Origin of the sequence: Niabella hirudinis, assembly GCF_051201075.1 — a bacterium.
GTDB lineage: Bacteria > Bacteroidota > Bacteroidia > Chitinophagales > Chitinophagaceae > Niabella > Niabella hirudinis.
In genome coordinates this window covers 25,191-50,754 of the sequence record NZ_JBPEHJ010000008.1, presented here as the reverse complement: position 1 = coordinate 50,754, position 25,564 = coordinate 25,191, and the positions used below count along the sequence as shown (strand labels likewise).

At 49.7% G+C, this 25,564-nt stretch carries 18 protein-coding genes; 3 read left to right on the top strand and 15 right to left on the bottom strand.

Annotated features, from left to right (window positions below; genetic code table 11):
• Positions 1 to 17: 17 nt before the first annotated feature.
• The 3 genes from GGU45_RS15480 to GGU45_RS15470 are packed head-to-tail and all read right to left on the bottom strand — an operon-like array spanning position 18 to position 5,528.
• On the bottom strand, positions 18 to 3,248 hold the full coding sequence (locus tag GGU45_RS15480) for an error-prone DNA polymerase (RefSeq protein ID WP_435226229.1): 3,231 nt from the start codon (positions 3,246 to 3,248) through the stop codon (positions 18 to 20).
• 11 nt (positions 3,249 to 3,259) lie between these two features.
• Positions 3,260 to 4,756 (bottom strand): Y-family DNA polymerase, encoded by a 1,497-nt coding sequence (locus GGU45_RS15475; RefSeq protein WP_435226227.1) that lies wholly within the window; start codon positions 4,754 to 4,756, stop codon positions 3,260 to 3,262.
• A gap of 1 nt (position 4,757) precedes the next feature.
• On the bottom strand, positions 4,758 to 5,528 hold the full coding sequence (locus GGU45_RS15470) for an ImuA family protein (protein WP_435226225.1): 771 nt from the start codon (positions 5,526 to 5,528) through the stop codon (positions 4,758 to 4,760).
• 116 nt (positions 5,529 to 5,644) lie between these two features.
• Between GGU45_RS15470 and GGU45_RS15465 the strand changes: the two genes are divergently transcribed.
• The gene (locus tag GGU45_RS15465; RefSeq protein ID WP_435226223.1) at positions 5,645 to 5,989 is read left to right on the top strand and encodes a hypothetical protein; all 345 of its coding nucleotides are present in this window, start codon (positions 5,645 to 5,647) and stop codon (positions 5,987 to 5,989) included.
• 9 nt (positions 5,990 to 5,998) lie between these two features.
• Here GGU45_RS15465 and GGU45_RS15460 read toward each other — a convergent pair whose 3' ends face one another.
• Complete coding sequence (locus GGU45_RS15460) at positions 5,999 to 6,871, bottom strand: pirin family protein (RefSeq protein ID WP_435226221.1); 873 nt, start codon at positions 6,869 to 6,871, stop codon at positions 5,999 to 6,001.
• A gap of 11 nt (positions 6,872 to 6,882) precedes the next feature.
• Positions 6,883 to 7,431 (bottom strand): YceI family protein, encoded by a 549-nt coding sequence (locus GGU45_RS15455; RefSeq protein ID WP_435226220.1) that lies wholly within the window; start codon positions 7,429 to 7,431, stop codon positions 6,883 to 6,885.
• Between the two features lie 125 nt (positions 7,432 to 7,556).
• On the opposite strand from GGU45_RS15455, the gene GGU45_RS15450 reads away from it, so the two are divergent.
• On the top strand, positions 7,557 to 7,949 hold the full coding sequence (locus GGU45_RS15450) for a winged helix-turn-helix transcriptional regulator (RefSeq protein ID WP_435226218.1): 393 nt from the start codon (positions 7,557 to 7,559) through the stop codon (positions 7,947 to 7,949).
• A gap of 117 nt (positions 7,950 to 8,066) precedes the next feature.
• Here GGU45_RS15450 and GGU45_RS15445 read toward each other — a convergent pair whose 3' ends face one another.
• From GGU45_RS15445 to GGU45_RS15425, 5 genes are all read right to left on the bottom strand, one after another.
• Positions 8,067 to 10,817 (bottom strand): family 78 glycoside hydrolase catalytic domain, encoded by a 2,751-nt coding sequence (locus tag GGU45_RS15445; protein ID WP_435226216.1) that lies wholly within the window; start codon positions 10,815 to 10,817, stop codon positions 8,067 to 8,069.
• 58 nt (positions 10,818 to 10,875) lie between these two features.
• Positions 10,876 to 11,001 (bottom strand): hypothetical protein, encoded by a 126-nt coding sequence (locus GGU45_RS15440; protein WP_435226215.1) that lies wholly within the window; start codon positions 10,999 to 11,001, stop codon positions 10,876 to 10,878.
• A 112-nt stretch (positions 11,002 to 11,113) separates the two neighbouring features.
• The gene (locus GGU45_RS15435) at positions 11,114 to 12,541 is read right to left on the bottom strand and encodes an FGGY-family carbohydrate kinase (RefSeq protein WP_435226214.1); all 1,428 of its coding nucleotides are present in this window, start codon (positions 12,539 to 12,541) and stop codon (positions 11,114 to 11,116) included.
• A gap of 30 nt (positions 12,542 to 12,571) precedes the next feature.
• On the bottom strand, positions 12,572 to 13,543 hold the full coding sequence (locus tag GGU45_RS15430) for a sugar phosphate isomerase/epimerase family protein (protein ID WP_435226212.1): 972 nt from the start codon (positions 13,541 to 13,543) through the stop codon (positions 12,572 to 12,574).
• Positions 13,544 to 13,588: 45 nt separating this feature from the next.
• A complete protein-coding gene (locus GGU45_RS15425; protein ID WP_435226210.1) occupies positions 13,589 to 14,914 on the bottom strand; it encodes a class II aldolase/adducin family protein in 1,326 nt (441 codons plus the stop codon).
• A gap of 267 nt (positions 14,915 to 15,181) precedes the next feature.
• Here GGU45_RS15425 and GGU45_RS15420 point away from each other — a divergent pair, with 267 nt between their 5' ends.
• A complete protein-coding gene (locus GGU45_RS15420; RefSeq protein WP_435226208.1) occupies positions 15,182 to 16,213 on the top strand; it encodes a GntR family transcriptional regulator in 1,032 nt (343 codons plus the stop codon).
• A 117-nt stretch (positions 16,214 to 16,330) separates the two neighbouring features.
• Here the strand turns inward: GGU45_RS15420 and GGU45_RS15415 are convergent, their stop codons facing one another.
• The 5 genes from GGU45_RS15415 to GGU45_RS15395 form a co-directional block, all read right to left on the bottom strand.
• Entirely contained in the window at positions 16,331 to 17,689 is a 1,359-nt protein-coding gene (locus GGU45_RS15415) for a hypothetical protein (RefSeq protein WP_435226206.1), read from the bottom strand.
• A gap of 172 nt (positions 17,690 to 17,861) precedes the next feature.
• Positions 17,862 to 19,031: a DUF4998 domain-containing protein gene (locus GGU45_RS15410; protein WP_435226205.1), complete on the bottom strand. Its 1,170-nt coding sequence runs from the start codon at positions 19,029 to 19,031 to the stop codon at positions 17,862 to 17,864.
• A 30-nt stretch (positions 19,032 to 19,061) separates the two neighbouring features.
• Positions 19,062 to 20,279 (bottom strand): DUF4959 domain-containing protein, encoded by a 1,218-nt coding sequence (locus GGU45_RS15405; protein ID WP_435226203.1) that lies wholly within the window; start codon positions 20,277 to 20,279, stop codon positions 19,062 to 19,064.
• A 35-nt stretch (positions 20,280 to 20,314) separates the two neighbouring features.
• A complete protein-coding gene (locus GGU45_RS15400) occupies positions 20,315 to 22,201 on the bottom strand; it encodes a RagB/SusD family nutrient uptake outer membrane protein (protein ID WP_435226201.1) in 1,887 nt (628 codons plus the stop codon).
• Positions 22,202 to 22,222: 21 nt separating this feature from the next.
• Positions 22,223 to 25,417, bottom strand: a complete 3,195-nt coding sequence (locus GGU45_RS15395; RefSeq protein WP_435226199.1) for a SusC/RagA family TonB-linked outer membrane protein — start codon at positions 25,415 to 25,417, stop codon at positions 22,223 to 22,225.
• Between the last annotated feature and the right edge of the window lie 147 nt (positions 25,418 to 25,564).

Below are 25,564 nucleotides of genomic sequence, written 5' to 3'. Positions count from 1 at the left end.
CACAGGCGGTCATCTGTTCATTTAAAATTCCTTGAGGGAAACAATTCACCCTGTACCGCTTTTTGCCCGATATCTTTTTTCTTTCCTGAAGAATCCGTTTCTCCCATATAGGAGTTTACAGGTAACCGCAGTTCCTCCGTACCGGGTGCCGCCATGTTCTGTAATAATGCATTCATATTGTAACAACGGCTCACCACTACATGGATCACGCTTCCTTCCTTTTGTATCTTTCCGGAAACCATCAATAACTTCGACTGTAAAATTTCCCTCCGGTAGGTTTCAAATACTTTATGAAATACCACCAGGTTGGCAATACCTGTTTCATCTTCAATGGTAATAAAGCAAACCCCTGTTGCCGTTTGGGGCCGCTGGCGCACCAACACCAGGCCGGCCACGCGTACAAAAGCGTCATCCGGCCACGCGTCCAGCATACGGGTAGGTGCAATATTCTGTTGCTGAAGCTGCGGCCGTGCAAAGCTTACGGGATGGGCCTTGAGCGACAGGGAAGTGCTGTTGTAATCCTGCAGCACGTGAGCAGCCGCACTCAGCACCGGCAACTGAACAGCAGGTTCTGCAGCGCTTTCAGAAGGTTGTCCCTCAAATACACCGGAGGGCTTATCTGCCAGGGCCGCCACTTCCCAAAGCGCCTGCCGGCGGTCCAGCCCCAGGGAGCGGAATGTATCCGCATCTGCCAGGTATTCCAGTGCCGCCTGAGAGATGCCCGCATCGGACAGCTGAACAATATAGCAGTACGGTTGCTTCCGCTTTTCGATCAGCCGCTGCATCTCTTCTTCCTTCACACCCTTTACCTGCCGGAAACCCAGACGTACCGGGCAATACGCTCCGTTTTTTTCTTCAAGAGTATTGTCCCAGCAGGAATGATTCACATCTGCCGGAAGTACTTCCACACCGTGCTTCCGGGCATCAATGACAATCTGTGCCGGGCGATAAAACCCCATAGGCTGACTGTTGAGCAGCGCACAGCAAAAAACATCGGGGTAATGGAGCTTAGTCCAGGAAGAAACATATACCAGCAATGCAAAACTGGCGGCATGGCTTTCCGGAAAACCATAGCTTCCAAATCCTTCAAGCTGTTTAAATACCCGTTCGGCAAAGTTTTTTTCATACCCTTTTGCCACCATACCATTTACCAGTTTGGTACGCCATTTTGTTACCTGCCCCTGAGCTTTAAACGTTGCCATACTCCGGCGCAGGCCATCCGCTTCCGCAGGCGTAAAACCCGCCGCCACAATGGCGATTTCCATTGCTTGCTCCTGAAAGAGGGGAACCCCTTTGGTGCGTTCGAGTATTGTTTTTAATTCTTCAGAAGGATATACTTCCTCCTCCTCCTTATTGCGCCGGCGCAGGTAGGGGTGCACCATATCGCCCTGTATGGGGCCAGGGCGCACAATGGCTACCTCAATCACCAGGTCATAAAACTCTTTTGGCCGCAGCCGGGGCAACATCGACATCTGTGCCCGGCTTTCGATCTGAAACACGCCGATAGTATCGGCCCGGCTGATCATATCATACACGGCTTTTTCGCCCTGTGGCACTGTAGCCAGCGTTAACGCGGGACCGTGGTGGTTTTTGATCAGATCAAACCCTTTGCGGATGCAGGTAAGCATTCCCAGGGCCAGCACATCCACTTTTAAAAAGCCCAGGGTTTCAATGTCGTCTTTATTCCATTCAATGCAGGTACGGTCTTCCATACGTGCATTCAGGATAGGGCAGAGGTCCGACAATTTATTTTGCGTGATCACAAAGCCTCCCGTGTGCTGCCCCAGCTGCCGGGGAAAGCCGATGTATTGCCGGGTAAGTTCCAGTGTTTTTAAAAGGTGTGGATCCCGGGCTGTAAAGCCTCCGCTCGACTTCGTTTTTCCCTCCGTCCAGTCCTGTGTAAATTCATATTCCGATTTTGCCAGGTGATCCACCGCATCGGCCGACAAGCCCATCACCTTGGCTACATCCCTTACCGCGCCTTTCCAATGCACCTGTGTTACGGTGGCTACAATGCCCGCCCGGTTACGGCCATATTTCTCATATATGTACTGCATCACTTCTTCGCGCCGCTCATGCTCAAAGTCTACATCAATATCCGGCGGTTCATCCCGTGCATCTGACATAAACCGTGCAAAAAGCAGTTTAATTTCCACCGGGTTCACCGATGTGATGCCCAGACAATAACAAACAACAGAATTTGCAGCAGAGCCCCGGCCCTGGCAGAGGATCTCCCTGCTGCGCGCAAAACGCACCAGATCATAAACAGTCAGGAAATACGAGGCATAATTCTTGCGCTCCATAAATGCCAGTTCTTCCTTAATAGCAGTATTGATCTCTTGTCTTTTCTCTGGCTTCATTTCAGCCTTATCAAATTTTGCCTGCGCACCCTTCCATGCCAGGTATTCCAGTTCCTGTTGGGGTGTACGGCCTTCCGTTGTAAGCTCCTCCGGGTATACATAGTTGAGCTGGCTCAATGAAAACCGGCAGGCATCTGTAATTTCCTGTGTACGGGCAATGGCATCCGGGTACAGGCGAAACAACCGCAGCATTTCCTTTTCATTTTTTAAATGCCGTTCTGCATTCTGACAGAGCCGGTAACCAGCGGTTTGTATCGTACATTTTTCGCGGATGCAGGTTAGCACATCCTGCAGTTCCCTCCTTGCTGCTTCGTGATAATGCACATCATTGGTGGCCACCATCGGAATCCCGAGCTGCTGCGCCAGTTGCGCCAGCCGGAATAACTTTTTTGCATCATTGCCCTGGTAGGTACATACCGCTCCCAGGTATAGCTGCTGGCCCAACATTTTGCGGTACTCCCTTACGGTATCCTTAAACGCCTCGTCCAGGTCAAAGGCCGCATTTAATTCCGGAGGGGGCACTACAATAAACTTCATCCCCTTTGCATACCGGTACACATCGGCTTTATACAGCACACACTTCCCCTTTTCGGTGCGCAGGTTCCCTTCTGTGAGCAGCGCAGATAGCCGGCTGTACGCCTCCTTATCTGTTGGGTAGATCAGCAGACCGGGGCCATCCGCCAGATCCAGCCGGCAGGCAGGTATGATCCGCAGGGATGTATTCTTTGCCGCCGCAAAGGCACGTACCACCCCTGCCAGGGTATTGCGGTCCGTAATGGCAAGCGCCGAGTACTTCAACGCTATTGCCTGTTTCACCAATTCTTCGGGATGTGATCCGCCCCGCAAAAATGTAAAATTGGTGGTTACCTGTAATTCTGTGTAGTGCATCGATACCTCCTTTATGCAAAGAATCCATGAAGGAACCATTGCGGTTTTTCTACGCCATAATGCCCCGCCCGGAACAGCCAGTACCGGGCGCCATCTTCGTCTTCCACCACATAGTAATCGCGTACCAGGTGCTGCTCCAGCCACCATTCCTGTTCAATACGTTCCGGTCCATCTGCTTTTGTGATGTTATGAACCTTTCCCCGGTAACGGAAAAGCATCGGCGGATAATCCGGTACCGGTGCGGCAACGATAACGGGTTCGGGTTTGGACAACAGGTATACCGGCCGCGGCCGGTCGCTGCGCCAGGAGGCTTCAGTTTTTTCAAAAAGCCCCCCTGCAACAACAGAACGCTCTGGCCAGTAATGTGCAGCCGGCAGCCATCGTTTTATAGCAGCATCGCCCATGCGGCCGGCGATCCGATCCAGCAAAGCGGCCAGCTCCGTGCTTGTATCTGCACCCCCCAGGGTGCTCCAGATGGCTTCCTGCCGGCCGGCAAGCGCTTCCACAGCCGGGGCTTCCAGCGTAAACACTTCAATGCCCATTCCCGGGGCAATGGCCGCAATCTTTGGCTCAAATAGTTTCCACAAGTGCGCTGTATTGCGTACCGGCCGGTTGGTTCCGATAAAAATATCCTGAGACCCGCCATCTACCGTATCAATCTTAAATACTGCAGACCTTAATCCCTGCCCTGCTTTCTGAAGAGTATCGCAAAGCCGCTGCAATAATGTTTCCAGGGCAATATCAATGGCAACCCGGGTATGCACCGGCTCTGTACAAAGAAGCTGTTCACGAAAAACAACCGCCGGCTGCAACGGTACGGGCGCCTCCGGAATGTGGCCCAGGGCCTGCCCAATACGGGTCAGCAGCGCCTGTCCAAAACGCCTGCGTAATACTGTTGAAGGCATGGAAATAAAACTTCCAATACGGGCAAAGCCCAGTTTCTGCAACCGTTCCAATACCGGAGGTTCCAGGCGCAGGGCGGCGGCCGGCAACGGTTCCAGGGCCGCTTTTTGTTGACCGGAAGGCACTATGCAACACGATTCCCCAAAACGGGCAACCGCCCATGCAGCACCAACGGTGTCTGCAATGCCGGCGCGCACTTCGTAACCAGAGGTATTCAGTTTACGGATAATGGTATCCAGGTAGGGCTGCTCACCGCCCCAGAGATGCGGGCAACCGCTGATATCAAGCAGTATGCCATCCGGCAGATCGGACGCCACAACCGGTGTAAAACGAAGACACCATATTGCCAGCCGGGTCAGCAATTTGTCTTCCACGCCTGGTTTGTAATGAAATAATTTTAACCCCGGCAACAGGGCCTTTGCATCAGCCACCACCATTCCCCGTACAATACCTTTTTGCACAGCCGTTGTGCTGGCGGTCTTTACCATCAGCCGGCCCCGTTCCGGTGCTGCAATGATAAAAGCTGTGTCCTTTAAGCCTGGCCGGAGGCGCAATGCCCTGTCGGCAAGAAGCGCGGGGAACCATATTGATAAATACCGGCTCATGTTATCCTGTCTTTTTGATGATAACCGCCGGTTCAACGGTTTTTTCCGGCAGCACGGAAAAGCCCTGCGGCGTCCACTGTACATTCCATTTGCCTGGCCGGCCGTTTCGAATCTTACACAATTCCACATTCCAGCCTGGGAAACCTACCCCCGGTAGCCCCCCGGGAGACACACTGGTTACAGGCCGGATCCGCCAGCGGGATACACAGGCCAGGTTACCCCGAACCTGGTTGGTACGGTGATGAATAAAGCCCGTTACATGGCTTTTTTCTACCGCCAGCTGTAACCGGCGTGAGGCCGTGAAGCTCAGTTCCTGAACCTCTCCTACCACAGCAGCAAGACTGGCACATTTAAGCCCTTCTTCAATGGCCCACAGCGCCTTTTTAGGATCCGGAGCCTCCACAAAAAGGACCTGGTCCGGTGTCATGCCAAAAATGCTCAAAGCCGGGGGAAAAATATTCCGGTGCCGGCTTACCCAAAGACAAGAACCCCTGCGCATAAGCGTACCCAACAGACCTGCTATAAACCCGGTAGTGGCGGCCGCATCCTCTGCGGAACCACTCATCAACTCATGTACGGCGCTTACCGGGAACGCGCGGTGCGGAAACGACTCGCTGATGATGCCCAATCCCATATCCTGCAGCTCCGCATCCACGGGAGCCCGCAGACCCTGCAACAGCAGCAGTTCTTCCTGCAATTGTTGAAAAAGAGTGGTATGAAATAGCGCCTGTGCCATATAACCGGGCTGCCAGCAGCCACCGCTAAGGTACAATCATTTGCTAATATATTTAGCATATTTTGCTAAATTTTTTGCTTTTGTAAATCTGTGCTTTAGGGTAACAAATTAGAACGCCTGTTGATATACCGGTAACAACAAATTTAAAAACAATGAAAACAATATTTACACTTTGCCTGATCCTTGCAGGAACGCAAATCGGATTTGCGCAGGAAAACAGCTCCCGCATTATTACCAACTCCGGGATGCCTTCCCGTATTTCTATGAACGTAACCGTTTCCCGGCAACAGCAGCGGACAGTACAAACCGATTCTACAACCCGCAATCCTCTTTATGAGCATAGCGGAACATCAGGAAACAATCCCTTATTTGAGGGTATAACCCAACCGGCACAGCCAGGCGGGGATAAGCCCAAAAACGATAAAAGCCCTATAAAGCGCGAGCCGGCAGAGAAGCGTTACAACGGCTTAAGAGATGTGGTAAAGACCCAGGTATAGCACTGCTGTTTAGAGTAAAATCCGTTGTGCCGCCGGAACCGTAGCAATATGCGGCATCCGGCCGGCCCGGTATTGCCGGTACAGTTCGGGGATTGCATCCGCACTGTCTGCAATAAAGGGGCCATGTACCACAATCTCTTCATGCTGTGGCAGTCCGGCATATAGTACCAGCCGGGCTTTTTCTTCCTTTGCAACAACCTTTAAGGTGCTTGGTCCGGCTTCTTCAAACAGATCCAGCCATCCTACCTGTTCCTTTCTGAGCGGTTGTTCATCCGCACCGGCCGTAACCCCGCCTTCCAGTATATACAAAAATGTGTTGTACTGTGCCGGAAGATCCAGCACAGTAGTGGCGCCCGCTTCCAGCGAAACATCGGCAACAATCAGGGGCACATAATGGTGTACCGGCGCGGTTAATCCGTTTAGTGCGCCGCTGTACAACCGGATCTGTACGCCTTTTTCATCCAGCACCGGTACATGCTTCAGCGGCAGGTCCTGAACCCTGGGCGTTGCGGTCCTGTATTTGCGGGGAAGGTTCAGCCATAGCTGCAACAATCTTAACTGCATGGGCCTGTCGATGGTTTCCGTATGCACCACGCCGCTGCCGGTGGTCATCAGCTGAAAATCCCCGCTGTGCATTTTGTGGGCCTCATCACCGATCTCTCCCTCCAGGAGCAGCGACACAGTTTCAAAGCCTGCATGGGGATGTGCCCCACCGGAGGGCGTGGTATCTTTCTTATCCAGTACATCATCCATCAGGAAAATAAAGGGGTCGGAAGCTTCGAAATCTGCACCTACCAGCTGACGGGCTATATGACCGGCGCCCAGAAACCCCGGACGGGCCTCCGGGGTTTCTGTTCTTATAATCTTTCTTTCGGTTTTCATAACAGGTCTTTTTATGCAGGAACAGCCACGGCCTGCTTTACCAGCTCCAGCTCACTCTGGATCTTCACTTCCTCACCCAGCGCAATGCCTCCCGTTTCCAATACGGAATTGAAATTGATGCCCCACTGACTGCGCTCGATTTTACCGGTAACAAAAAAGCCCGCCCGTTCATTGCCCCAGGGATCTTTTGTGGTACCATTGTGCTCTACCCTCAGCTGTACCGGCCGGGTAATGCCTTTCAGAGTCAGGTTGCCCCGCAGGTCAAATGTATCCACATCTTTGCGCGTAATTCCGGTTGACACAAATTCCAGCTCCGGGTACTTTTCCACTTCAAAGAAATCGGCATTGCGGAGATGGGCATCCCGCTGCTCGTTATGGGTTGATACAGAGTCCATGCGGGCTGTAAGCTTTATCTGAGCGCTACTAAAATCATCGCCGCGGGTATCCACTTCTACCTGAAAGTTCCGGAAAGAACCCGTTACATTGCTGATCATTAAATGCCGGATCTTAAAACCTAATTCACTATGTGTAAGATCCGATAACCATTTTGCGTGTGCCATAACTTTATTTTTTGTTTTAGAACACAAAGGTATTTCAACATACTTACAAAAGGTAAGCACTTAACAAAAGGTAAGCACTATACAATATGTAAGTGCGTACCTTTGCTATATAAAACAATCCGGCTATGGCAAAACTGAATAGTAGTGATATGCACCTTTCTGCAGAAGCATGCAATGCTAATTTAATGGCCGTTGGCGATGCGCTGTACGCCATTGGCGGAAAATGGAAACTGCGGATCATTGTGGCTTTAAAGACCGGCAGCAAACGCTTTAACGAACTGCAGCGATCCATAGAAGGGATTTCAGCCAAGGCGCTTGCCGCTGAATTGAAAGATCTTGAGCTGAATGGATTTGTACACCGCCGGGTGTTTACCGGTACCCCCATAGTGGTCAGCTATGAGTTAACGGAATATTCCGGAACATTGGGCGATGTGCTCGATGCGCTTTCCTCGTGGGGTGCAATGCACCGCGAAACCATCCGAAAAAGCATGCGGAAAAACAAAACCGCAGCGGTATAAATATACTACACAAACGGCTCTGGTCTTCCCCCTGAAAACTGTTGCCTTTTGTACAGGAGCTCATACCCGCAATAACGAATACCGGCAGTGCCATAAGCGACAGGAGCCGGCGCCGGCTTATAAGGCCGCAGTAAATACATAATCGCCCGCAGGTACGGAAAGCACCTGGTATCCCTCAGACTGCTTCAGGAACCGGACAGCAGGGTCCTGATCCAGGCTTAGGTTTCCCGACCGGACTGCGGTACGGTCTTTTGCGGGGATCCAGATCTCCGCTTCCGTATTGGCAGGAACACTGATTTGAAACCGGACCAGTGTTCCTTCTTTTTTCCAGCCGGACCGGATCAACCCCTGAGGAGAGCGGTAGTCGCATTTTACCTGGCTAAGTCCATTGTTCACAAACGGCTTTATCACGATCTTCCGGAATCCGGCGGCCGCAGGACGGATGCCTGCAAGGCTTTTGTAAAACCAGGCCATTACGGATCCGAACATCGGGTGATCCTGGGAGTAAGTGTTATCGGAATATTTCCAGGTTTCCCAAAGCGAGGTAGCCCCGTTGCGGATCATATACATCCAGCCAGGATAGTCGGGTTGGGTCACTATTTTATAGGCAAGCGCATTTTCATTTTGTGCATCCAGCACATCCAGCAGCATTTTTGTTCCGAAGATCCCGGTTGATAAGTGAAAATCCTTTTCGCGGATGGCCTTTCGCAAACCGTTCAGTGCTTTTTCTTTGGCGGAGGGGGCGTCATCCAGCAATCCAAACCACAGGCCGTATACCTGTGCAGATTGGGTTCCGTTATCAAACTGTCCTGTTTGTGCATTAAAATATTTTTCAAGAATGGCTTTTTTTACCTGTGCCGCCAGCCTGGTAAAATAGTTCAGGTCCTCCGCTTTCTCCAGCAGCTGGGCGTAGCCGGCCATCCTCACCAGGTGAAAGAAATAAAAGCAGGATGCTGAAAAGGCCCCGGGTTTTGCATCCAGCGATTCGTGGTCACTGATATCGGTGTGCAGCAGGTGCTCTTTGGAAACCGATACCAGGAATGCCGCCTGCTTTTTCAAATAAGGATAATGCGACCGGATAATGCCGGTGTCTCCATAAAACAAAAACAACTCATTTGCCAGGAAGGTATAACCCGCCTGGAAGGAAACCGGTCCCGAACCATCTCCCAGCGAGAAATCAGCAATCCCCACATCGGGCGCAGTTTCTGTGATGCCTCCCAAAGGCCGTTGCGCATCTGTGAAATCCCGCAACATTTTTTTGTAGAATTCCTGCATATCAAAATTATACATAAAGGCGGCACTGGTACACAGCATATCGCCTCCATACCCGTACTTCTCACGTGCCGGGCAATCGGACTGGGTGCTGAACATATTGCTCCGGAAGGTCCACCGGATATTCTCATTGAGCTGGTTCAGCATGGGATCCGAACTGTTAAAATCACCCGCATTGTCAACGGCCGCGCTCAAACAGAGCCCTTCAAGATCTCCGGGGCCGGGCGTTCCGGGCCAGCCGGAAATTTCTGCATAACGGAAACCATGGAATGTGAAGCCCGGTGCCCATTCTTCTACCTGCCGCCCCTTGAGGATATACACGTCTTTCTGGTACGCCGTGTCGGGGGCCCCGGGCCCGGCACAGCCCGCCCCTTTGATCTGACCGGCTACCGAGGTCATTACATTCAGGCTTCCATCCGGGTAAAGCGCTTCACCATACCTGATGGAAACGGTATCACCCTCTTTGCCTCTTACCCTTATTTTGAGTTTGCCTGCAAAGTTTTGTCCCAGGTCCGCCAGAAATACACCGGGCCTTACCTCGCGTACCGAGCGCGGCTTTAAGGACCGGTATACCTGTATGGGTGGCTGGGCCTGGGCAACCATTGCCCCCGGGGGGCCTGCTATTTCGATTGCCTGTTTGGCATCGCTGCTCTTAAATGAGGGCAGCGACCAACCCGGCTGTTCAAGATTTGCATTGTAAACCTCCCCGATGTAAATATTATTATCCAGTACCGGCCCCGGAAAAGTAGTCCAGGAACCGTCTGTATAAATATCCTCACTTTTTCCATCGATATAGGTGATCCGGAGCTGCGCTTTTACACAGGGAGTTCCCATATATAAATGCTTTCTCAGGTTACGATCGGGGTTGCACCACATATTCATCGGCGACAGATCGTACCAGCCATTTCCCAGCATTACCCCCAGGGCGTTACGGCCCTTTTTAACCAGTGCCGAAACATCGTAGGTCGTATAGAGTACTTGTTTCCGGTAATCCGTCCACCCCGGGTCGAGCATATTTTTCCCAACCCGTTTCCCGTTCAGCTCCACTTCATAGTATCCCAACCCGGAGATGTAAAGCCTTCCGGACTGCACCGCTTTTTTTAGCACAAACGGTTTGCGAAACAGCGGCATGGCCCCATTAATAGCCCTTTGATCCACACGGTTCTCATCCGGCCGGTCGGCGATCCAGCGGGCCTTCCAGTGGCCGGGAGCCAGCATCGCCGTTTCAAAAGTACCCGTGGCATCCGATGCTGCTCCTTTATTGGTATAGCACCGTACTTTCCAATAATATTTTTTAAACGGCTTTAGTTTTTGAGCGGGCAGACGTATCCCGTTATAACCACTGGTTATTTTCCCCGACTGCCAGATATTGCCGGCGCCGGCCCTCAATTTGTGCTGATCGTCCGATACCCATACTTCAAACGCCTCCTGTAACAGACCCGGTGCTGCCGAACGGAGTTTCCAGGTAAACAAGGGTTCGGGAGCATCAATTCCAATGGGGGCGGTCCTGTTCTCACATTTTAGATCCAGCACCTGCGCCTGCAAACCGGTGAACCAACAACATTCAGCAATAAGGATCAATAGAATTTTACGCATAACTTAGAGCTGGCATCTGCCAGGGTTTTAATTTGTTTTTATTTACAAGCCCCGGCTTTTACCAGTTACGGGGAATCTTATTTTTCTTATTGGCATAGGTGACCATGATCTCTATTTCTTTCAGCTCTGTGTACTTATTCCGCAGGTAGCGGAGGGCTTTATACCGCTTTCCATTTACAGGCATCCGTCACTCATTACCGGCCATCATCAGCAAAACCAGGGTAACAGATCCGGCAGGCAGCAACTCTATCCTTCCTTTTATACAACAATGAGGCTGCTACCCCGGCCAAAAAAAATCACAACTGCGATGTAGCGCTGCATGGCAGCGGCTGCTCCAGCGGCCAGCGCCGTAGCCGCACCAGGTTTTCTGGAACCGCTTCCCGGTTCCAGTGTGTATGAATGGCAAGTGCGGCACCCAATGCAGTACCCTGTATCATAGAGGCCGCGTATACCTCTTTACCCGGAAATGCATTTGCCAGCAGCTGCATATAGATCCCGTTCCTGCAAAACCCTCCATCTACATAAACCCTATTTACATCACTTCCATCCAGCACCATTTGGGATGTTTGTTGCTGCCGGGCTATAATGTCGGCCACCAGCTGGTGGTAGGCTTCACCCGCTGAAGAAAACCCGGACAGTGCCCGGGAATGAAAAACACCGGGTGTAGTGGGGCTGAATGCCCGATCCTCTTTTTGCAAAGCTTGCACCCTGTTTTGCATTCTTATTTTCCGGATATACCCCGGATCCAAAGGAACGTTTTTGAAAAAATCGCCGGGTACATGAAAATGTTCTGCAATCCGGAGCACCTGTGTATCATGATCATTACCGGCAAATAACATAGAGGTCTTTACCGGGCACCCCTGATAAGAAAGATAACTCAGGCACCCCCCGGCCAGCTCCCGGCCAGCCGGCAGTGTAGTGTTAAAAGGATTCAGACTAACGCTCCAGGTGCCCGTAGATAAAATAACGAAGGGCTCTTTAAAACACAGCAGATAGGGGATCACCGCTGCCGAACTATCATGCAGCCCGATGCCTGTAGTTACTGTTTCACCGGTATATTCATTCATCACTGGTACTACATGACTACCCGGGACAACCATCGATAGTTTTGGCAATACCCGTTCTTCCTTTAACCAGGAATGATACTGCATTTGTTTAAAATTCCACATTGCCGAATGACAGCCTACGCTTGTCATCTCAGCAAATTTTTTGCCGGTAAGTAAAAAGCACAGGTACTGTGGTAAATGGAGTACATGCGCTGTCTGATCAAACAGGTCCGGTTTTTTCTTTTTTATCCAATACAATTGCAGGCCCGCATTCAGATGCCCCATTAAAGGAGTACTGGTCTCCTGAGAAAACAAAGCGGCATTGCCCCGTTCTTCTTCAAATATTTTTTGTACTTCCGCGGGGTAGGGCTTCAGGTAATTATAAAGATTTCCGGCCACCTTTCCCCGTTTATCAAGGCATACGACCGATGCTCCATAGGTTGAAAAATTGACCGCCCTTAGTTGAAATTCCGGCGCCTTTTTTAATTGCCGGAACTGCTCCAGCACCCAGGCAGCCAGCCTGTTCAGGTCTTCGCAGGGAAACCCGTCGTCATCCGCTATTTCTTCAAAACGGATCTGCTCTTCCTTAACTACATTGTAATGCACATCAAAAACCAACAATTTCTTATTGGTCTTCCCAATATCAAAAACAGCTATGACAGGCAATCTTGTTGGCATACTCCGTCTGTTTAAATAAGGCCCGCTTTTTTAGCGGATCAGCTTTCTTAAAAACCTGGAAGTTTTAACGGCATCATTTTCTTTTATGAGCAAATCGATCTCATCGTAGTATTCATCTACAATCTGCTCATACTTCTTTACCCACCAGATGCTTTCGGAAATGGCGTCTACAGCATCTTCCCGGTAGGGATACTGATCCATCGAGATCCATCCCCCGTAGCCGGTTTTCCGAAGCCAGAACAACAACTCCACATAAGTGGTAAAGTGTACACTACTTACGATCATGTCATCATCCCAGCTGCCGTGGTTATCATTAAAATGCATGTGATACAACAGGTTTCCGGCGCGTTTTGCCAATACCACGGCTTCCGCCACGTTTTCACCTGCATAAAAGCTGTGCCCTGTATCAATGGTAATGCCTACATTCGGACAACCGGTTTCTTTTGCCGCCAGAATCGTATCTGCCATCCGCGCATGATAGGAGAAGTTGCGGGGTTCTTTGGGCTTGTATTCCAGCGCATACTTTAGTGTTGGAAATTCGCTGGCAACCGCTCTTGTGCCCTCCGTTAGCCAGTTGCGCTCCTGATCATAATCTGTGGCCAGCAAATAATCGTATCCGTCCTGGCCCAGCCACAAATTCACGATCCCGCAATTCATGGCCAATGCTACTTCGCTCATCTGGCGCAAATAGTCCAGGGCCGCCTGCCGCACTTTTGCATCCGTGCTGGTGAGGCTGCCTCTTCCAAACAAGGAATTCCCAAAAGTATCCGGGATAATACTGGCACAGGCCACACCGGCATCATCCAGTCTTTTTTTCATATCGGCCACATTATCGGGCCGGATATCCCAGGTACCTACCAGTTCGATTCCCTGGATCTGCGGTATCCGCTCCAGCGCCTGTTTTAACATTGTTTCTGAACTGGGATTTTGCTTATATCCCTGGCAAAAACGATCCCGCGTATTTCCTAAGTTTCCCAGTATAATGGCATATTTATTACTCATGGCAATCTTCTTCTATAAGGTGATTAACTGCATTATTGCTGCATACTATATTTTCCATTCGTAGTTTTTCCAACGGCTCATCACTTTACCCAGCGCTTCAATCTCATGATCCGCTATCGGGATCATCGCCCCCAGTGAGGCAGACAATATTAATGATTTCGCACTGAATTCTGCCACCTCAAGATAATCAAACGCCTGTAACAGCTTATTGCCGGTAACCACCACGCATTCGTTCTTAATGATCATTACCGGTGAGTCTTCCGATATGACCGGCTGCGGCGTTCCCTGCTCCGAAAACTGGCATCCGAGCTCGCTCATCTGCACATCCTGGAGATAGATCCAGGTTTCGGGAATCGTACGTACATTAAAATTTTCTCCCGTTATGGCAAAAGCCGTCAGGTAAGCAGGTTGCGTCATAATGATGGCATTAACCTCTTTGTGATGCGCATAAATGGCATGGTGCAGCTGTACTGCCTTATCCGGTATTTTCCCTTTTTCCCTTTGCCCGTTCCTGATCTGCACCATATCCCCGGGGGTAAGGTCCCATTTGGAAATATGATCGGGCGTAATGATAAAATCGTTCCCCTCCCATCTTGCAGATACGGATCCATACGCGCCCAGCATAAGCCCCTGTCTGCATGCCCGGGTAATAATTTTATGCAGCTCGGTTCGCTTTTCCCTGTTGATGGCGGAGTAGGAGTGGGTTGTATCTTCCTCCGGCAATACATTGCAGAACCGCATTAAATGCTTTTCGATCGTGTTTTCCGCCAGAATCCGGGCGGTCCCGATCCTGCTGCCGTAGAGCAGTGATCTTGCCGTTAGCTCCATCAACTCAAACCGCTGGTAGGCCTCCGAAATATCAGCCCCGCCAATCACCGTACCGTGATTTTCCATAACGACCACCGAAACGCCTTCGCTGAATTCAGCTGCTATATTTTCTCCCAGCTCTTCTGTTCCCGGTAATGCATAGGGAGCATACCCTGCGGTGCCGCAAAGGGCATGCACCTGCGGAAGCACCCGGGTATCGGGTACTTTACGCACAATGCTGAAGGCAACAATACCAGGTGGGTGTGCATGAATTACGGCTTTTATATCCGGACGTTTTTTATAGATCGCCCGGTGAAACGGGTATTCCGATGATGGTTTATGACCGCCAACGATGGTTCCGTCTTTTTTCACACAAACAATATCGGCGGGTTTCAGCAATCCCTTATCCATGCCCGCCGGGGTGATCCAGATATTGCCCTCTTCATCACAGATCGATAAATTGCCTCCCGATGTCGTTGTCAGCACGCGGTCGTAGATCCGCCTCATCACCAAAGTGATCTGGTCCCGGGGGTGCATCGTTTTTGTATTCAGCAAGGTCGCCATAATTGCTTTAAATCGTTTAAGTATCAACAAACTTAAAAAAGCTGAAAGGGATTGCTATCCTGTATTGACCTGAACTATTTACGCTATGGTTCCGGACATCGGCAACGCTGAAGGCTTCATGGGCTTCTTTATCAGCCACGACTTTCAACAATCGTGCATAGAGCGATGAGGGTACGCATGATACTATGGTCCTGCGGCCATACACCGTATTTTTCCTGTTCCGCATTTAATAGTATATTGGTCTTTTGAATTGCCAACATTTTTCTAATGAAAAAACAACGTTTGCTGGATCTGATCCAGGTAGATCCGTATTCAAGCACACCTAAATATCTTCAGATCGTTAATGCCATTCTCAAGGAAATTGAAAAAGGAACCGTAACGGCAGGCGACAGTATGCCTTCTATCAATGAGTTCAGTATTGAGCTGGATATTGCACGGGATACAGTAGAACGCGGTTACAAACAGCTACGCCGCATGGGAATTATTAATGCGGTTCCCAGAAAGGGATACTTTATTGAGAATACCGAATTTCAGCGTCCGCTCCGGGTATTCCTGCTTTTCAATAAACTAAGCACTCCTAAAAAAATGGTGTACGATGCCCTGGTAAATGCCCTGGGCGATAAGGCGGGTATCGATTTTTATATTTATAACAACAATTTTCATTTGTTCAAACGGCTGCTCTCAGGCAGTAAGGATCACTACACCCACTATGTGATCATTCCGCATTTTATCGATGGAGGCGAGCGGGCTTCCGAGATCATCGATACCATTCCAAAAGATAAACTGATCCTGCTGGATAAGCTGGTGCAGGGGGTAACTGGTGCATACGGCTCTATTTATATCGACTATCAAAATGATATTTACCAGGCACTGCATGAAGCTCTTGAACATCTTGAAAAATACCATACCATTAAGCTGATCTTTCCGGATAACAGCTACTATCCACAGGAAATAAAAAAAGGCTTTACCCATTTTTGCCAGGACAACGCTTTTTCGTACAGGATCATTCACAATATCGAAAATGAGCCTATCAAGCAGGGGGAAGTATACATCAATATGATTGAGGAGGACCTGGTGACCCTTATCGAAAAAATTCAGCCCACCTCGTTAAAAATAGGCACACAGGTAGGCATCATTTCCTATAACGAAACCCCGTTCAAAAGAGTGATCTTAAACGGGATCACAACGATCTCTTCCAACTTCCATGAAATGGGGGTAATGACCGCACAGGCGATCCTTTCGGGAACCACGGAAAAGCAAAAAGTGCCCTTCCTGCTTACTTTACGCCCGTCTTTATAGGAAAATGCAGCAACTGGTTCAGCAGGCAGTATTCCTAACCAACATCCTCTTTTACCATTGAAAGGCTTTGATAGGATTGCGGCATTAAACCGGAATGTGCGCCGGATTTTTTTTGCATCAACGTTTACTCGTGATTCTTTTTAAAACAATATAGGGGCAGGATACGGACGTCAGGTATACCGGACCGCGGGTGTATGATGGCGGATGAAAACATTCCAGGGGGCCGGCAAACCGGCTGCCTTTCCGAAAGTCGGTATCCCTCAATTGAGCTATATACTCCTTTACCAGCTTTTGTGCGTTTTGTTTATCTATAAGCCAGATGGCACTCGCTACCCAACCCACCGGCGTATGCCAGTAGGCGCCATTTTGATACTGGTTTAACCGAACCTCCGGCAAAGCGCCTTCCCAGGCGGTTGCAGAATCAAAATCATCCGTGATAATAATATGCCGTATAGCGCCCTTATACGCCAGGGTGCCCGCAGCATAGGCATCGGAAAGGACGGCTGCCGCCTTTTCTGCGGCTTTGCCGGAAAGTATTTTTAAATAGATGGCCAGTGCCGTGCCCCAAACATCTTTTTGCGCGCTCTTTCCGGTAGATGCGCGCAGCATACCGCCGGCATCCGTAAAAATCACAGGAATGGCGGCCTTCAGGCTGTCGGCAATCGCCTTGTACCGGGCCGCTTTTGACGAGTTGTTTTTTTTTCTAAAGATCTCTGAAAGATCCAGCGCCGCTTCATACTTCAATAATGAAGGATATAGTAAATCGCCGGTGATATGGATCGCATCTCTGAATCCGAAATCAACGGCACGATAGTTTTCTATAGAATGCACAATATGATTGCCGGGATGGGCCGGTGGCACCCGGAAAGCAATTTCCAGCCTGTCAGACAATGCAGTGCCGTTAATAACCTTATTCAAAATGGCGCGGTCGCCGGTAGTGTACATATAATGACGGGCCATCTTTATAAAATAAAACTGATCACAGTACGGCGGAAACCATCCAAAAGCCCGGGTACCCTGCTCTTCAACAGCGTAGGTACCCGGAAAATAAACCGGCAGACCGCTATCCATCAGGATATGATCGGCGATGGCCCCGTAAGGAATCATACCTCCCCCCCTGGTGATCTGCGTTTGGTTGCATTGTGTGGCGGCCGTAAGCAGCAGCATACCCTTTTGCTCTTCTGCTGTTACAAAACCGGTTTCCAGGCTCATGGCATAATCCCGGATCCAAAAAGCCGGGTAAGTCGTCCGTCCCCCGGGCCGGATCAATGTGCCCCCGGTTCTGTTCACCCCAAAAGGAGGTGGCAGGGGCTGGCCGGGATGAATACGGGAACTGTCTAATACCGCCTGAGTAAGGTTTTTTAAAAAGTGTAGATCTGCTGCATTGATAATTGCTGTTTTTTGAGCCGCAGCCAGCGGCGCCCATAAAAAACAAATTGCAGCAATGAACAGGTGAAGGTCTTTAACTTTTAACATCCGGTGAATTTTTTTGAAGCGCATAGTGCATGTCTCGTGCAAGCGGATCACCATTTGCCCTTCATGGCATACAATTTACCACTCTCCGGTGGTATTTAATCAGAACCTTAAAAAAGGGGCCGGCACACAACCATTTCAAAAAAACCGCCATTCATACAGTTTCTAAAGCAGATCATCCGTTTGTGTTCACATTCGCCATTAAATCAATTTCCATAATATGAAATGCGCCAACTGTTTTTCCATCCCAGGCTTCCTGTACCTGTATCCGGATATACCGGTATGCCGCAGCCCCCGGCGGAATCAGGAACAACTCTCCTTCGCTCATTACATGTATACCGGAAGTAAAGTCGCCAAGTTTTGTCCAGCTGCTCAATTCCGGGGCCAGGGTATTGCTTCCCCAAAGCGAAAACCGCTTCATATTCCCTATCTTGTACTGGTACCCCTGGCGCTGCCATGTTCTGAATGAATAAAGGGAAAAACCGGATACGCCCAAATCAAAGGTTATATGCTGGGGAAAAGGTGCGTCCGCTGTGTGAAAGCCCGGCTCCGCATTGGTTTTGCCATCCCACATATTTGGCATCACCCAGCCCCAGGCCATGTTGGCATCGCCGGCAAGCTTTACTTCTTTAAATTTGGATTTATCGAGCCGGTATCTTACCGTATTGCCGGGAACAACAACCGCAGCGGTTTTGAGCGTATCTACGGAAGTAGTATCAGCCAGGTACCAGGTAGTATAAGCAATATCCGTTCCCTGTTTATAGTCCGTTAGTATCGTGGTGTTTTCGCTTGCATTCAAAAATATCTTCTTCTGGCTACCCGCTGCATCTGTATAGGTGAGTTGCTGACCAATGCTGCCATTATACGTGTCTGCGCCGCCCCAGGACAGCCGCAGCTGCCCGTCTGCATTATCCACAAAAGTCTGGCTCAATGGGCGGCTAAACATGTTGGACTGGAAGGTAGCGCCGATGGACCGGCCCTGCACTTCTACAGGAACTGACTGGTTGCCTGCATCATCAAATGTTTTGATGATAAAAGAATAGAGGCCTTCCGGCACATCCAAAAAATAGGAAACGGTATCCGTGTTGCCGGGTATCCGGAACTCCGCAGAGTCTGCAAAATTATTCCAGTAGATGCGGGCTTTTGAAACCGTGGGGTCTACCGGCGCCAACCAGCCAAACTTAATACGGTTAAGCCCCGAGTAGGTTTTTACCCCTTTGGCGCGCTCCACATAGGTGATGCCCTGGGGCACCACGTATTTTTTATATGTATCATCCATTTTCTTACAGCCGGTAATGGTCATTGCCGCCAGTACTGCAATCAAGGGGTGTATGTTAATTTTCATGTTGTTCAAGTTAATTTTACATTGTAGTGATTATTGTGCGTCCTGGCCCCAAAGGGTGAGCTCTTGTATAACAATCTGTGTTTGTCCGCTGGAAATGCCCCAGGTATTTAAGGTTTTAAAGCGGATATACCTTACCGTGGGGATCCCGGCCTCAAATTCAAACTCTTCGCCCCTGTTGAGGGCATAGTCCCGGTCCTCCGCGGTTACAGGTCCGTCTCCCGATGGTTTAAAGGAGCTAAACGTTCCTAATTTTACCCAGTTGCTCCGGTAGATCTTGTTTTCGAGATCCACATAGTCTCCATCAGGATTTACGCTGTTGGCGCCCCATATTTCAAAGTTTTTTGGGTGCGATCCCTGGTAGGCTCCCTCCGGGTGCAGCCAGGTTCGCATGCGGCTGATGGCCACCGGGCGGCCCAGGTCGAGGGTAAAGGTCTGCGGCAGCTGGTAGCTCCTGGTGGCAAAGAGGCAGCAATAGCCAAAACCTCCGTCAAATATTTTGCGCAGGGGGTAGTTTTCTACATAATCGTAATTATCCCCCGGCAGCTCCATGGCCTTCCATGGGCCTTTATCGATCAGCTTTTCAAACCAGGGCTTTATAATAGCATCCTTTTGTACTGTTTTATTATTCCAGCGGTCTCTCAGCAATACAGCGAACTTTCTTTCGGTTGTATCCATTCCTCTTACAGAAAAATTGACCCGGTCGGCGGCGGTATAATAAGTGGTCAGCTCGCTGTAATTACCATTGCGCAGGGTATCCTGCAGGATCACCACCGCCAGGTTGGCCCGTTCGGGGTTCTGCAGTTTTACATTGATGCCGCCAAAAGTTCCTGCAATACTCAGTGTTTCATACACTGATTGAATGGCAGGCATCAGTGGTTTCACCTTTACCACCAGCGGCCCGGACTCCTTTTCATTCTTACCTACACTATACAGCTTTACATCATATTCCCGCGTGTCGCCAAAGCCTTCGACCTTTAGGGTGTCTGTATAATACGAGGATTTTACTTCCCATTCCGAACCGGGTGCGGTTTCGTATACGGCTTTTACATACCGGAGGTTGGGGTCTTTTGGAATTTTGTAAACGATATAAGCCCCCCCGCTTTGCGGAATAACTTTTACATCCTGCACCTGTGCCGGCGCCGGGAGGCTGGCGTCTGTATAGTTTACATATTCCTCATTCCGGGAGCAGTTAAAAATCACCAGCGAAAGAAGCGCCAAAACCAGCAGCTGATATTTTCGTTCCATCATTTATAAAAATTTTAAATGTTATAGGGTGGCGGTTGCTACCATCCAATATTTTGTACCAGGTTCGTGTTTACATTGAGATCGCTTTCTGATATGGGCCAGAAATAATCCTTGATACCAAAGCGTTGCTGAAAAATATTGGTAGGCCGGTAATACGATTCGGTATTAGAGCCATAAACGTTCCAGCCGGTAATTGTTTTGTTCATTTCTGTGAGGGCCAGCTTCCAGCGGCGCAGGTCCCAGAAGCGCTGGGCTTCAAAAGCCAGTTCATTTAACCGTTCCCGCTGAATGATTTCCCTTACGCCGTTTTTGGTGGTCACTTTTGCCGGGTTTGTAGAAAAGTTGGACCAGGCGGCCAATACCCCTGGGATACCGGCCCGCTCCCGTACTTTATCGAGGTATAAAAACACTTCGGGATCGGGCCCCTTCACCTCGTTAAGACATTCGCTGTACAGGAGATACAGATCGGCCAGGCGCATCAGCGGCCAGGGATACCGGATGGTGGTGTAGCTGGAGGGACTTCTTACATTATCCGGATGGATCCATTTTTTTATGGGGTAACCGGTAACCGGCCCCTGGAAGGAAGAGGCTTTCCCGATGGGATCGCCTAATTTAAACCGGAGCCAGTAAAGCGTACCAGGGTCCGCATCATTAAATTTACCCTGGCCATACCAGGTACCGCCGTCAAAACCCAGATAAGCGTAAAACCGGGGCTCCCTGTTAAAATTGAGCTGCGCCGTTGTAAAACCGCTCCTCAGATACCGGCGGTAACCGGGGGTAACGAGCTGGGTGGCATACCGTTCTGCGTAGTTCCAGGTTTTATCTTCGTTTATGGGCAACCCGTTGTTGGTATAAAACTGTTCCGCTATTTTTAGTGGGGCGTTATACCGGTTATCCATCCATACCCTTGCCTGGGGGCTGGGGTCCCAATCCGGCGATGCAAGGATCTGCATCCGGTTGATCCAGCTTTGCGTATTAGCCCAGATGATCTCTGAATTCCATTTTTCTGAGAAGGCCATTCGCAGGCTCAGTTCGGTTTGAGTGGTATCGCTGATCACAAATGCCGCTTTTACATTGGGGTGCTTATACAATGCTATGCCGGCGGTTTCGCAAAGGGTAATGGCCTCGCGGCAGGCATCCGCAGCCCGTTGCCACTTGGTTTCGGAATACTCCGTATTGAACAGCTGGGTTCCATCGGGGTTTTTGAGGCTGGCCTCATCGGTATTGCCGTTGAAGAGCGGGCTGGCGGCAAAAGTGAGCAATTTTGCCTTGAGGCTGTAGGCAACAGGGCGCGTTATTTTCCCATAATACTGCGGATCCACAATCGTTATTGGCAAATTGTCCTTCGCTTCATCCAGCAGCTGTTCCATATAGCTGAAGCAGGAATCTACCGGCTGGCGGGTCACTTTTACCTCGCTAACACCGGCGGAAACCGGCAGGTTGGTTTTTATAACCGGAATGGGGCCATACATGCGCAGGAGCAGAAAATGGTAATAGGCTTTCAATACCTTTACTTCGGCAATCCACTGTCTTTTTTCCGCAGACTCCATATCCGGTACGCCGCCGATATTTTCGAGGAAGATATTACAGTCGCGGATGGCGCGATACATTTTTGACCAGTAATCGCCGCCGATAGGGTTGTTCACATTCTGATCTCCTTCTGCAAGACGCCGGTAAATGCTGGTTTCATTGATATCGGGAAGCTCCCATATTTCATCTCCCCCAAACAAGGCCGGACCACCGTTGAATTCGGCATCCGCCGGCATATAGGAGTAGCAGGTAAACAGGTATTTTTCTGCCTCTCCGCGCATGGCAAAGGCATTATCGAGCGTTGCTACATTATCGGGAACAATATCGAGGTATCTCTTACAGGAAGAAAAACAACATACGACCACTATAAAAACGCCAACAGCAATATTTTTCATTATATGCATTTTAGGATCCGTTTAATTAAAATTGAAGTGAACACCCAGGTTGTATACTTTTTGAATGGGATAGGCGAGGCCATTGCCGCCCATTTCCACATCCCATAGTTTGAATTTGCTAAACGTAAGCAGGTTGTTGCCACTAAAGTAGACCCGGATACCGGAGGATCGTATTTTATTGGTCAGCTTTTGCGGCAGGGTATACCCCAGCTCCACGGTTTTGAGGCGCAGGAAGGCGCCGTTTCTCATAAACCAGGTACTTGGCTGTTTGTTATTGGGATGGGCAAAATTGCTTAGACGGGGCCAAAGTGCATAAATATTCTGGTTTTGCTCGCTCCAAAAATCATCAGCAATCACTTTAAGTACCTGCCGGTCATCTACAAAGGGGGTAATCTTGTTATAATCGATCCAGAACGATTCATTGGCCATGCCCTGGAAGAAGAGGGAAAGATCAAAATTCTTATATGAAGCGGAGGGCCCAAAACCATAAACAATTTCCGGTACCGTAGGATAACCAATGGGCAACTGGTCTGCCTCGGTAATGCGCCCATCACGGTTTACATCAAGAAACTTGATATCGCCTCCCAGCACCGGGCGGCCAAAATTTTGAGCGGGGGAGTTAAGCGCGTCTTCATCATCTACAAAAAGACGTTCTGCAATATACCCATAGGGCTGGTTAATATTTTGCCCAACCCTGGAGCGCCAGGGCTCCTTATACTGCGGCTCTTCATTTACCAGGTACTTATTGGTGGCATAGGTAAAATTGCCCATCGCCGATAAAAAAAGCCCGTTGTCGAAGGTTTTGCTTACCGTAAGCGATGCATCAATGCCCTGCGAAGTGGCTTCTCCTACATTAGCGCGGATGGGCGCAGACAGCCCCATGGTAGTGGGGATAAACGCCCGCGTCATTAAAATATTAGTACGGTGCTGCTTAAAAAAGTCTACGTTGAGCGTAATGGCATTAAACAGCCCAAACTCCAGCCCCAGGTTTTGCAGGTAGGCTTTTTCCCAGGTAATATCTTCATTGGCATACCGGCCAATTGAAACGCCGGGCAAATACTTGCTGGCGCCGGAAAGATCGCGTCCAAAGGTAGCGCCCCTTGTCCCGTCATCCATCTTTACTTCCGATAAATAGAAGAAACGGTCCTCGGGAGATCCGATGGCATCATTACCGATAATACCATAGGTATAACGAAGCTTGAGCGTACTGATCATCGTTCTCAGTTTTTCAAAAAAGGGTTCGTTATGGATGGTCCAGGCAACGCCCCCTGAGGGAAAAAATCCAAAACGTTTGTCCCTGTAAAACCGTTCGGAGCCATTGTACCCGAAATTAAACTCCGCATGATACCGGCTGTCGTACCCGTAGGTAAACCTCCCGGAAAGCCCGGTATTTCTTAAGGGTAGCGAGTTTAACAGCGTTTGGGCTCCGGAATTAAGCCGCTGCTGCACAATGCCTACCAACATACCGCTGATAGAATGTTTTTCATGGATCCGGTTATCGTAATTCAATACCCCCTGGGCATAAAAATTGGCATTTACATCTCCACCGCCGCCACTAAAATTCAAATACTCCGTTCCTATAGGGCCCACCGGCTGCGGATTGGCAGAAGAGTTGATAACGTTATACGCATAGTTTTGGGTAACAGGGTCGTAATTGGATACCTCATAATAAAACGGGTTATAGAACCGGGTTACACTGTTATATGCATAGCGCTCCACATTAAGCATTCCCCTGAAGTTGAGCCCCTTTATCCACTGCCCCAGGTTTTGGGTTACTTCCAGCTGCGCCATCATTTTGGATCGGTTCCAGTCGCGGTAGCCGCGTACCATTTCCGCATAAGGGTTCAGGTACAGGGAACCACGGTCACTACGCGTAACATTATTACCAAACAGGATATGCTTTACATACGCATGCGCCGAATCTTTTGGAAAGGTAGCGGGAAACTGAACCGGGTTGGAGCGCATTACCATACCATACATTTCTTCTCCCGTATAGATGGGCCCGCGGTAATCATCGAAGTTGCCATACAACCTTACCGTGAGCATAGTGGTTTTGGTAAGGTCAATATCGATATTGGAGCGGAGTGAATAGCTCTTCAGGTTAATATTACTGTTAAAATTATTTACCGGGTCCACTTTCAACACACCGTTGTCCTGGTTTAAAGCCCCGGAAACAAAATAACGGGCTACGCCGCCGCCGCCGCTTACATTAAGAGCATAGCGCTGGTTGCTGGTATAGTTTTTAAACAGGATGGACCTCCAGTCGTTTACCGGGTAAAGATAGGGGTTGGCCCCCGGCTGCCCCGTCCGGTTAATTTTATCATCCGAATAAAGAATGGTGCCCAGCCGGTCTCTTGTAAGTACTGCTTCGTTGGCCATTTTCATATAGGTGACGGGGTCGGCAAACTCCACATCTTTCGTGGGCATGGAAAAAGCCTGATCTACCCGGAGGGCAATTTTTGCACTCCCCACTTTTCCTTTTTTTGTATTTATCAGCATGACACCATTGGCGCCCCTTGCGCCATAAACGGCGGTGGACGTAGCATCTTTTAAAATGGAAAACGCAGCAATATCATCTACCGTCAGCCGTGCCAGGTCGGTGCTGCTGGATTCAATGCCGTCAATCAGGATCAACGGGCTGTTCTTATAACCAAAAGTGGTTACGCCTCTTACAAAGAACTCGGCATTATCGCGACCCGGCTCCCCGGAGCGTTGATAACCGATAACACCCGCCACTCTTCCTGCCAGCGCCGTGGTAAGGTTGCTGGAGGGTATGCGTAGCTCTTCGGGGTTAACAGATGTTACCGCGCCTACAACCTGTTCTTTTCTGCGTGCTTCAAACCCTACCTGCACCACTACCTGGTCAAGCCCCCGCACATCTTCGTCTGCCTCCAGCACTACGATAAGCTCCTTTCCCGCACGCGCCAGTACGGTTTTGGGTTTATAATCCACAGCCGACACTTCTATCGAGTCTCTGCCGGAAGAAGCGGCAATAAAGAAATTCCCGTTCTGGTCCGTTGCCATGCCCCTTGAAGTGCCCTTAATACTTACGGTAGCATTTGCTATTGCAGCGCCATCGGCATTCATTACTTTGCCAAATACCTTAATCGTATCCTGCGTTTGCGCACCGGCCATGCCGGCCAGCGTACAACTAAGCATAAGGCTAAAAACAAGTCGTTTCATCGTTGAAAAACGCAGCAGGTTTTTTATTTTCATCTGTTGATTGTTTTTTATTTATTTCTTTCCTGTCACGGATACGCATAGCATGGCCCCGTGGAACAAGACAAATTCGTTGAAACTGTTCTATTGTTACGTAACAGCAAGCACTATGAAAAGAGTAGTTGCTTTTTCACATCGCAAACA

What these genes read in the sequence shown, in the direction of transcription:
- GGU45_RS15480 (WP_435226229.1), bottom strand. Translation starts at nt 3,248, where the DNA reads ATGCACTACACAGAATTACAGGTAACCACCAATTTTACATTTTTGCGG.
- GGU45_RS15475 (WP_435226227.1), bottom strand. Translation starts at nt 4,756, where the DNA reads ATGAGCCGGTATTTATCAATATGGTTCCCCGCGCTTCTTGCCGACAGG.
- GGU45_RS15465 (WP_435226223.1), top strand. Translation starts at nt 5,645, where the DNA reads ATGAAAACAATATTTACACTTTGCCTGATCCTTGCAGGAACGCAAATC.
- GGU45_RS15460 (WP_435226221.1), bottom strand. Translation starts at nt 6,871, where the DNA reads ATGAAAACCGAAAGAAAGATTATAAGAACAGAAACCCCGGAGGCCCGT.
- GGU45_RS15455 (WP_435226220.1), bottom strand. Translation starts at nt 7,431, where the DNA reads ATGGCACACGCAAAATGGTTATCGGATCTTACACATAGTGAATTAGGT.
- GGU45_RS15450 (WP_435226218.1), top strand. Translation starts at nt 7,557, where the DNA reads ATGGCAAAACTGAATAGTAGTGATATGCACCTTTCTGCAGAAGCATGC.
- GGU45_RS15445 (WP_435226216.1), bottom strand. Translation starts at nt 10,817, where the DNA reads ATGCGTAAAATTCTATTGATCCTTATTGCTGAATGTTGTTGGTTCACC.
- GGU45_RS15440 (WP_435226215.1), bottom strand. Translation starts at nt 11,001, where the DNA reads ATGCCTGTAAATGGAAAGCGGTATAAAGCCCTCCGCTACCTGCGGAAT.
- GGU45_RS15435 (WP_435226214.1), bottom strand. Translation starts at nt 12,541, where the DNA reads ATGCCAACAAGATTGCCTGTCATAGCTGTTTTTGATATTGGGAAGACC.
- GGU45_RS15430 (WP_435226212.1), bottom strand. Translation starts at nt 13,543, where the DNA reads ATGAGTAATAAATATGCCATTATACTGGGAAACTTAGGAAATACGCGG.
- GGU45_RS15425 (WP_435226210.1), bottom strand. Translation starts at nt 14,914, where the DNA reads ATGGCGACCTTGCTGAATACAAAAACGATGCACCCCCGGGACCAGATC.
- GGU45_RS15420 (WP_435226208.1), top strand. Translation starts at nt 15,182, where the DNA reads ATGAAAAAACAACGTTTGCTGGATCTGATCCAGGTAGATCCGTATTCA.
- GGU45_RS15415 (WP_435226206.1), bottom strand. Translation starts at nt 17,689, where the DNA reads ATGTTAAAAGTTAAAGACCTTCACCTGTTCATTGCTGCAATTTGTTTT.
- GGU45_RS15410 (WP_435226205.1), bottom strand. Translation starts at nt 19,031, where the DNA reads ATGAAAATTAACATACACCCCTTGATTGCAGTACTGGCGGCAATGACC.
- GGU45_RS15405 (WP_435226203.1), bottom strand. Translation starts at nt 20,279, where the DNA reads ATGATGGAACGAAAATATCAGCTGCTGGTTTTGGCGCTTCTTTCGCTG.
- GGU45_RS15400 (WP_435226201.1), bottom strand. Translation starts at nt 22,201, where the DNA reads ATGAAAAATATTGCTGTTGGCGTTTTTATAGTGGTCGTATGTTGTTTT.
- GGU45_RS15395 (WP_435226199.1), bottom strand. Translation starts at nt 25,417, where the DNA reads ATGAAAATAAAAAACCTGCTGCGTTTTTCAACGATGAAACGACTTGTT.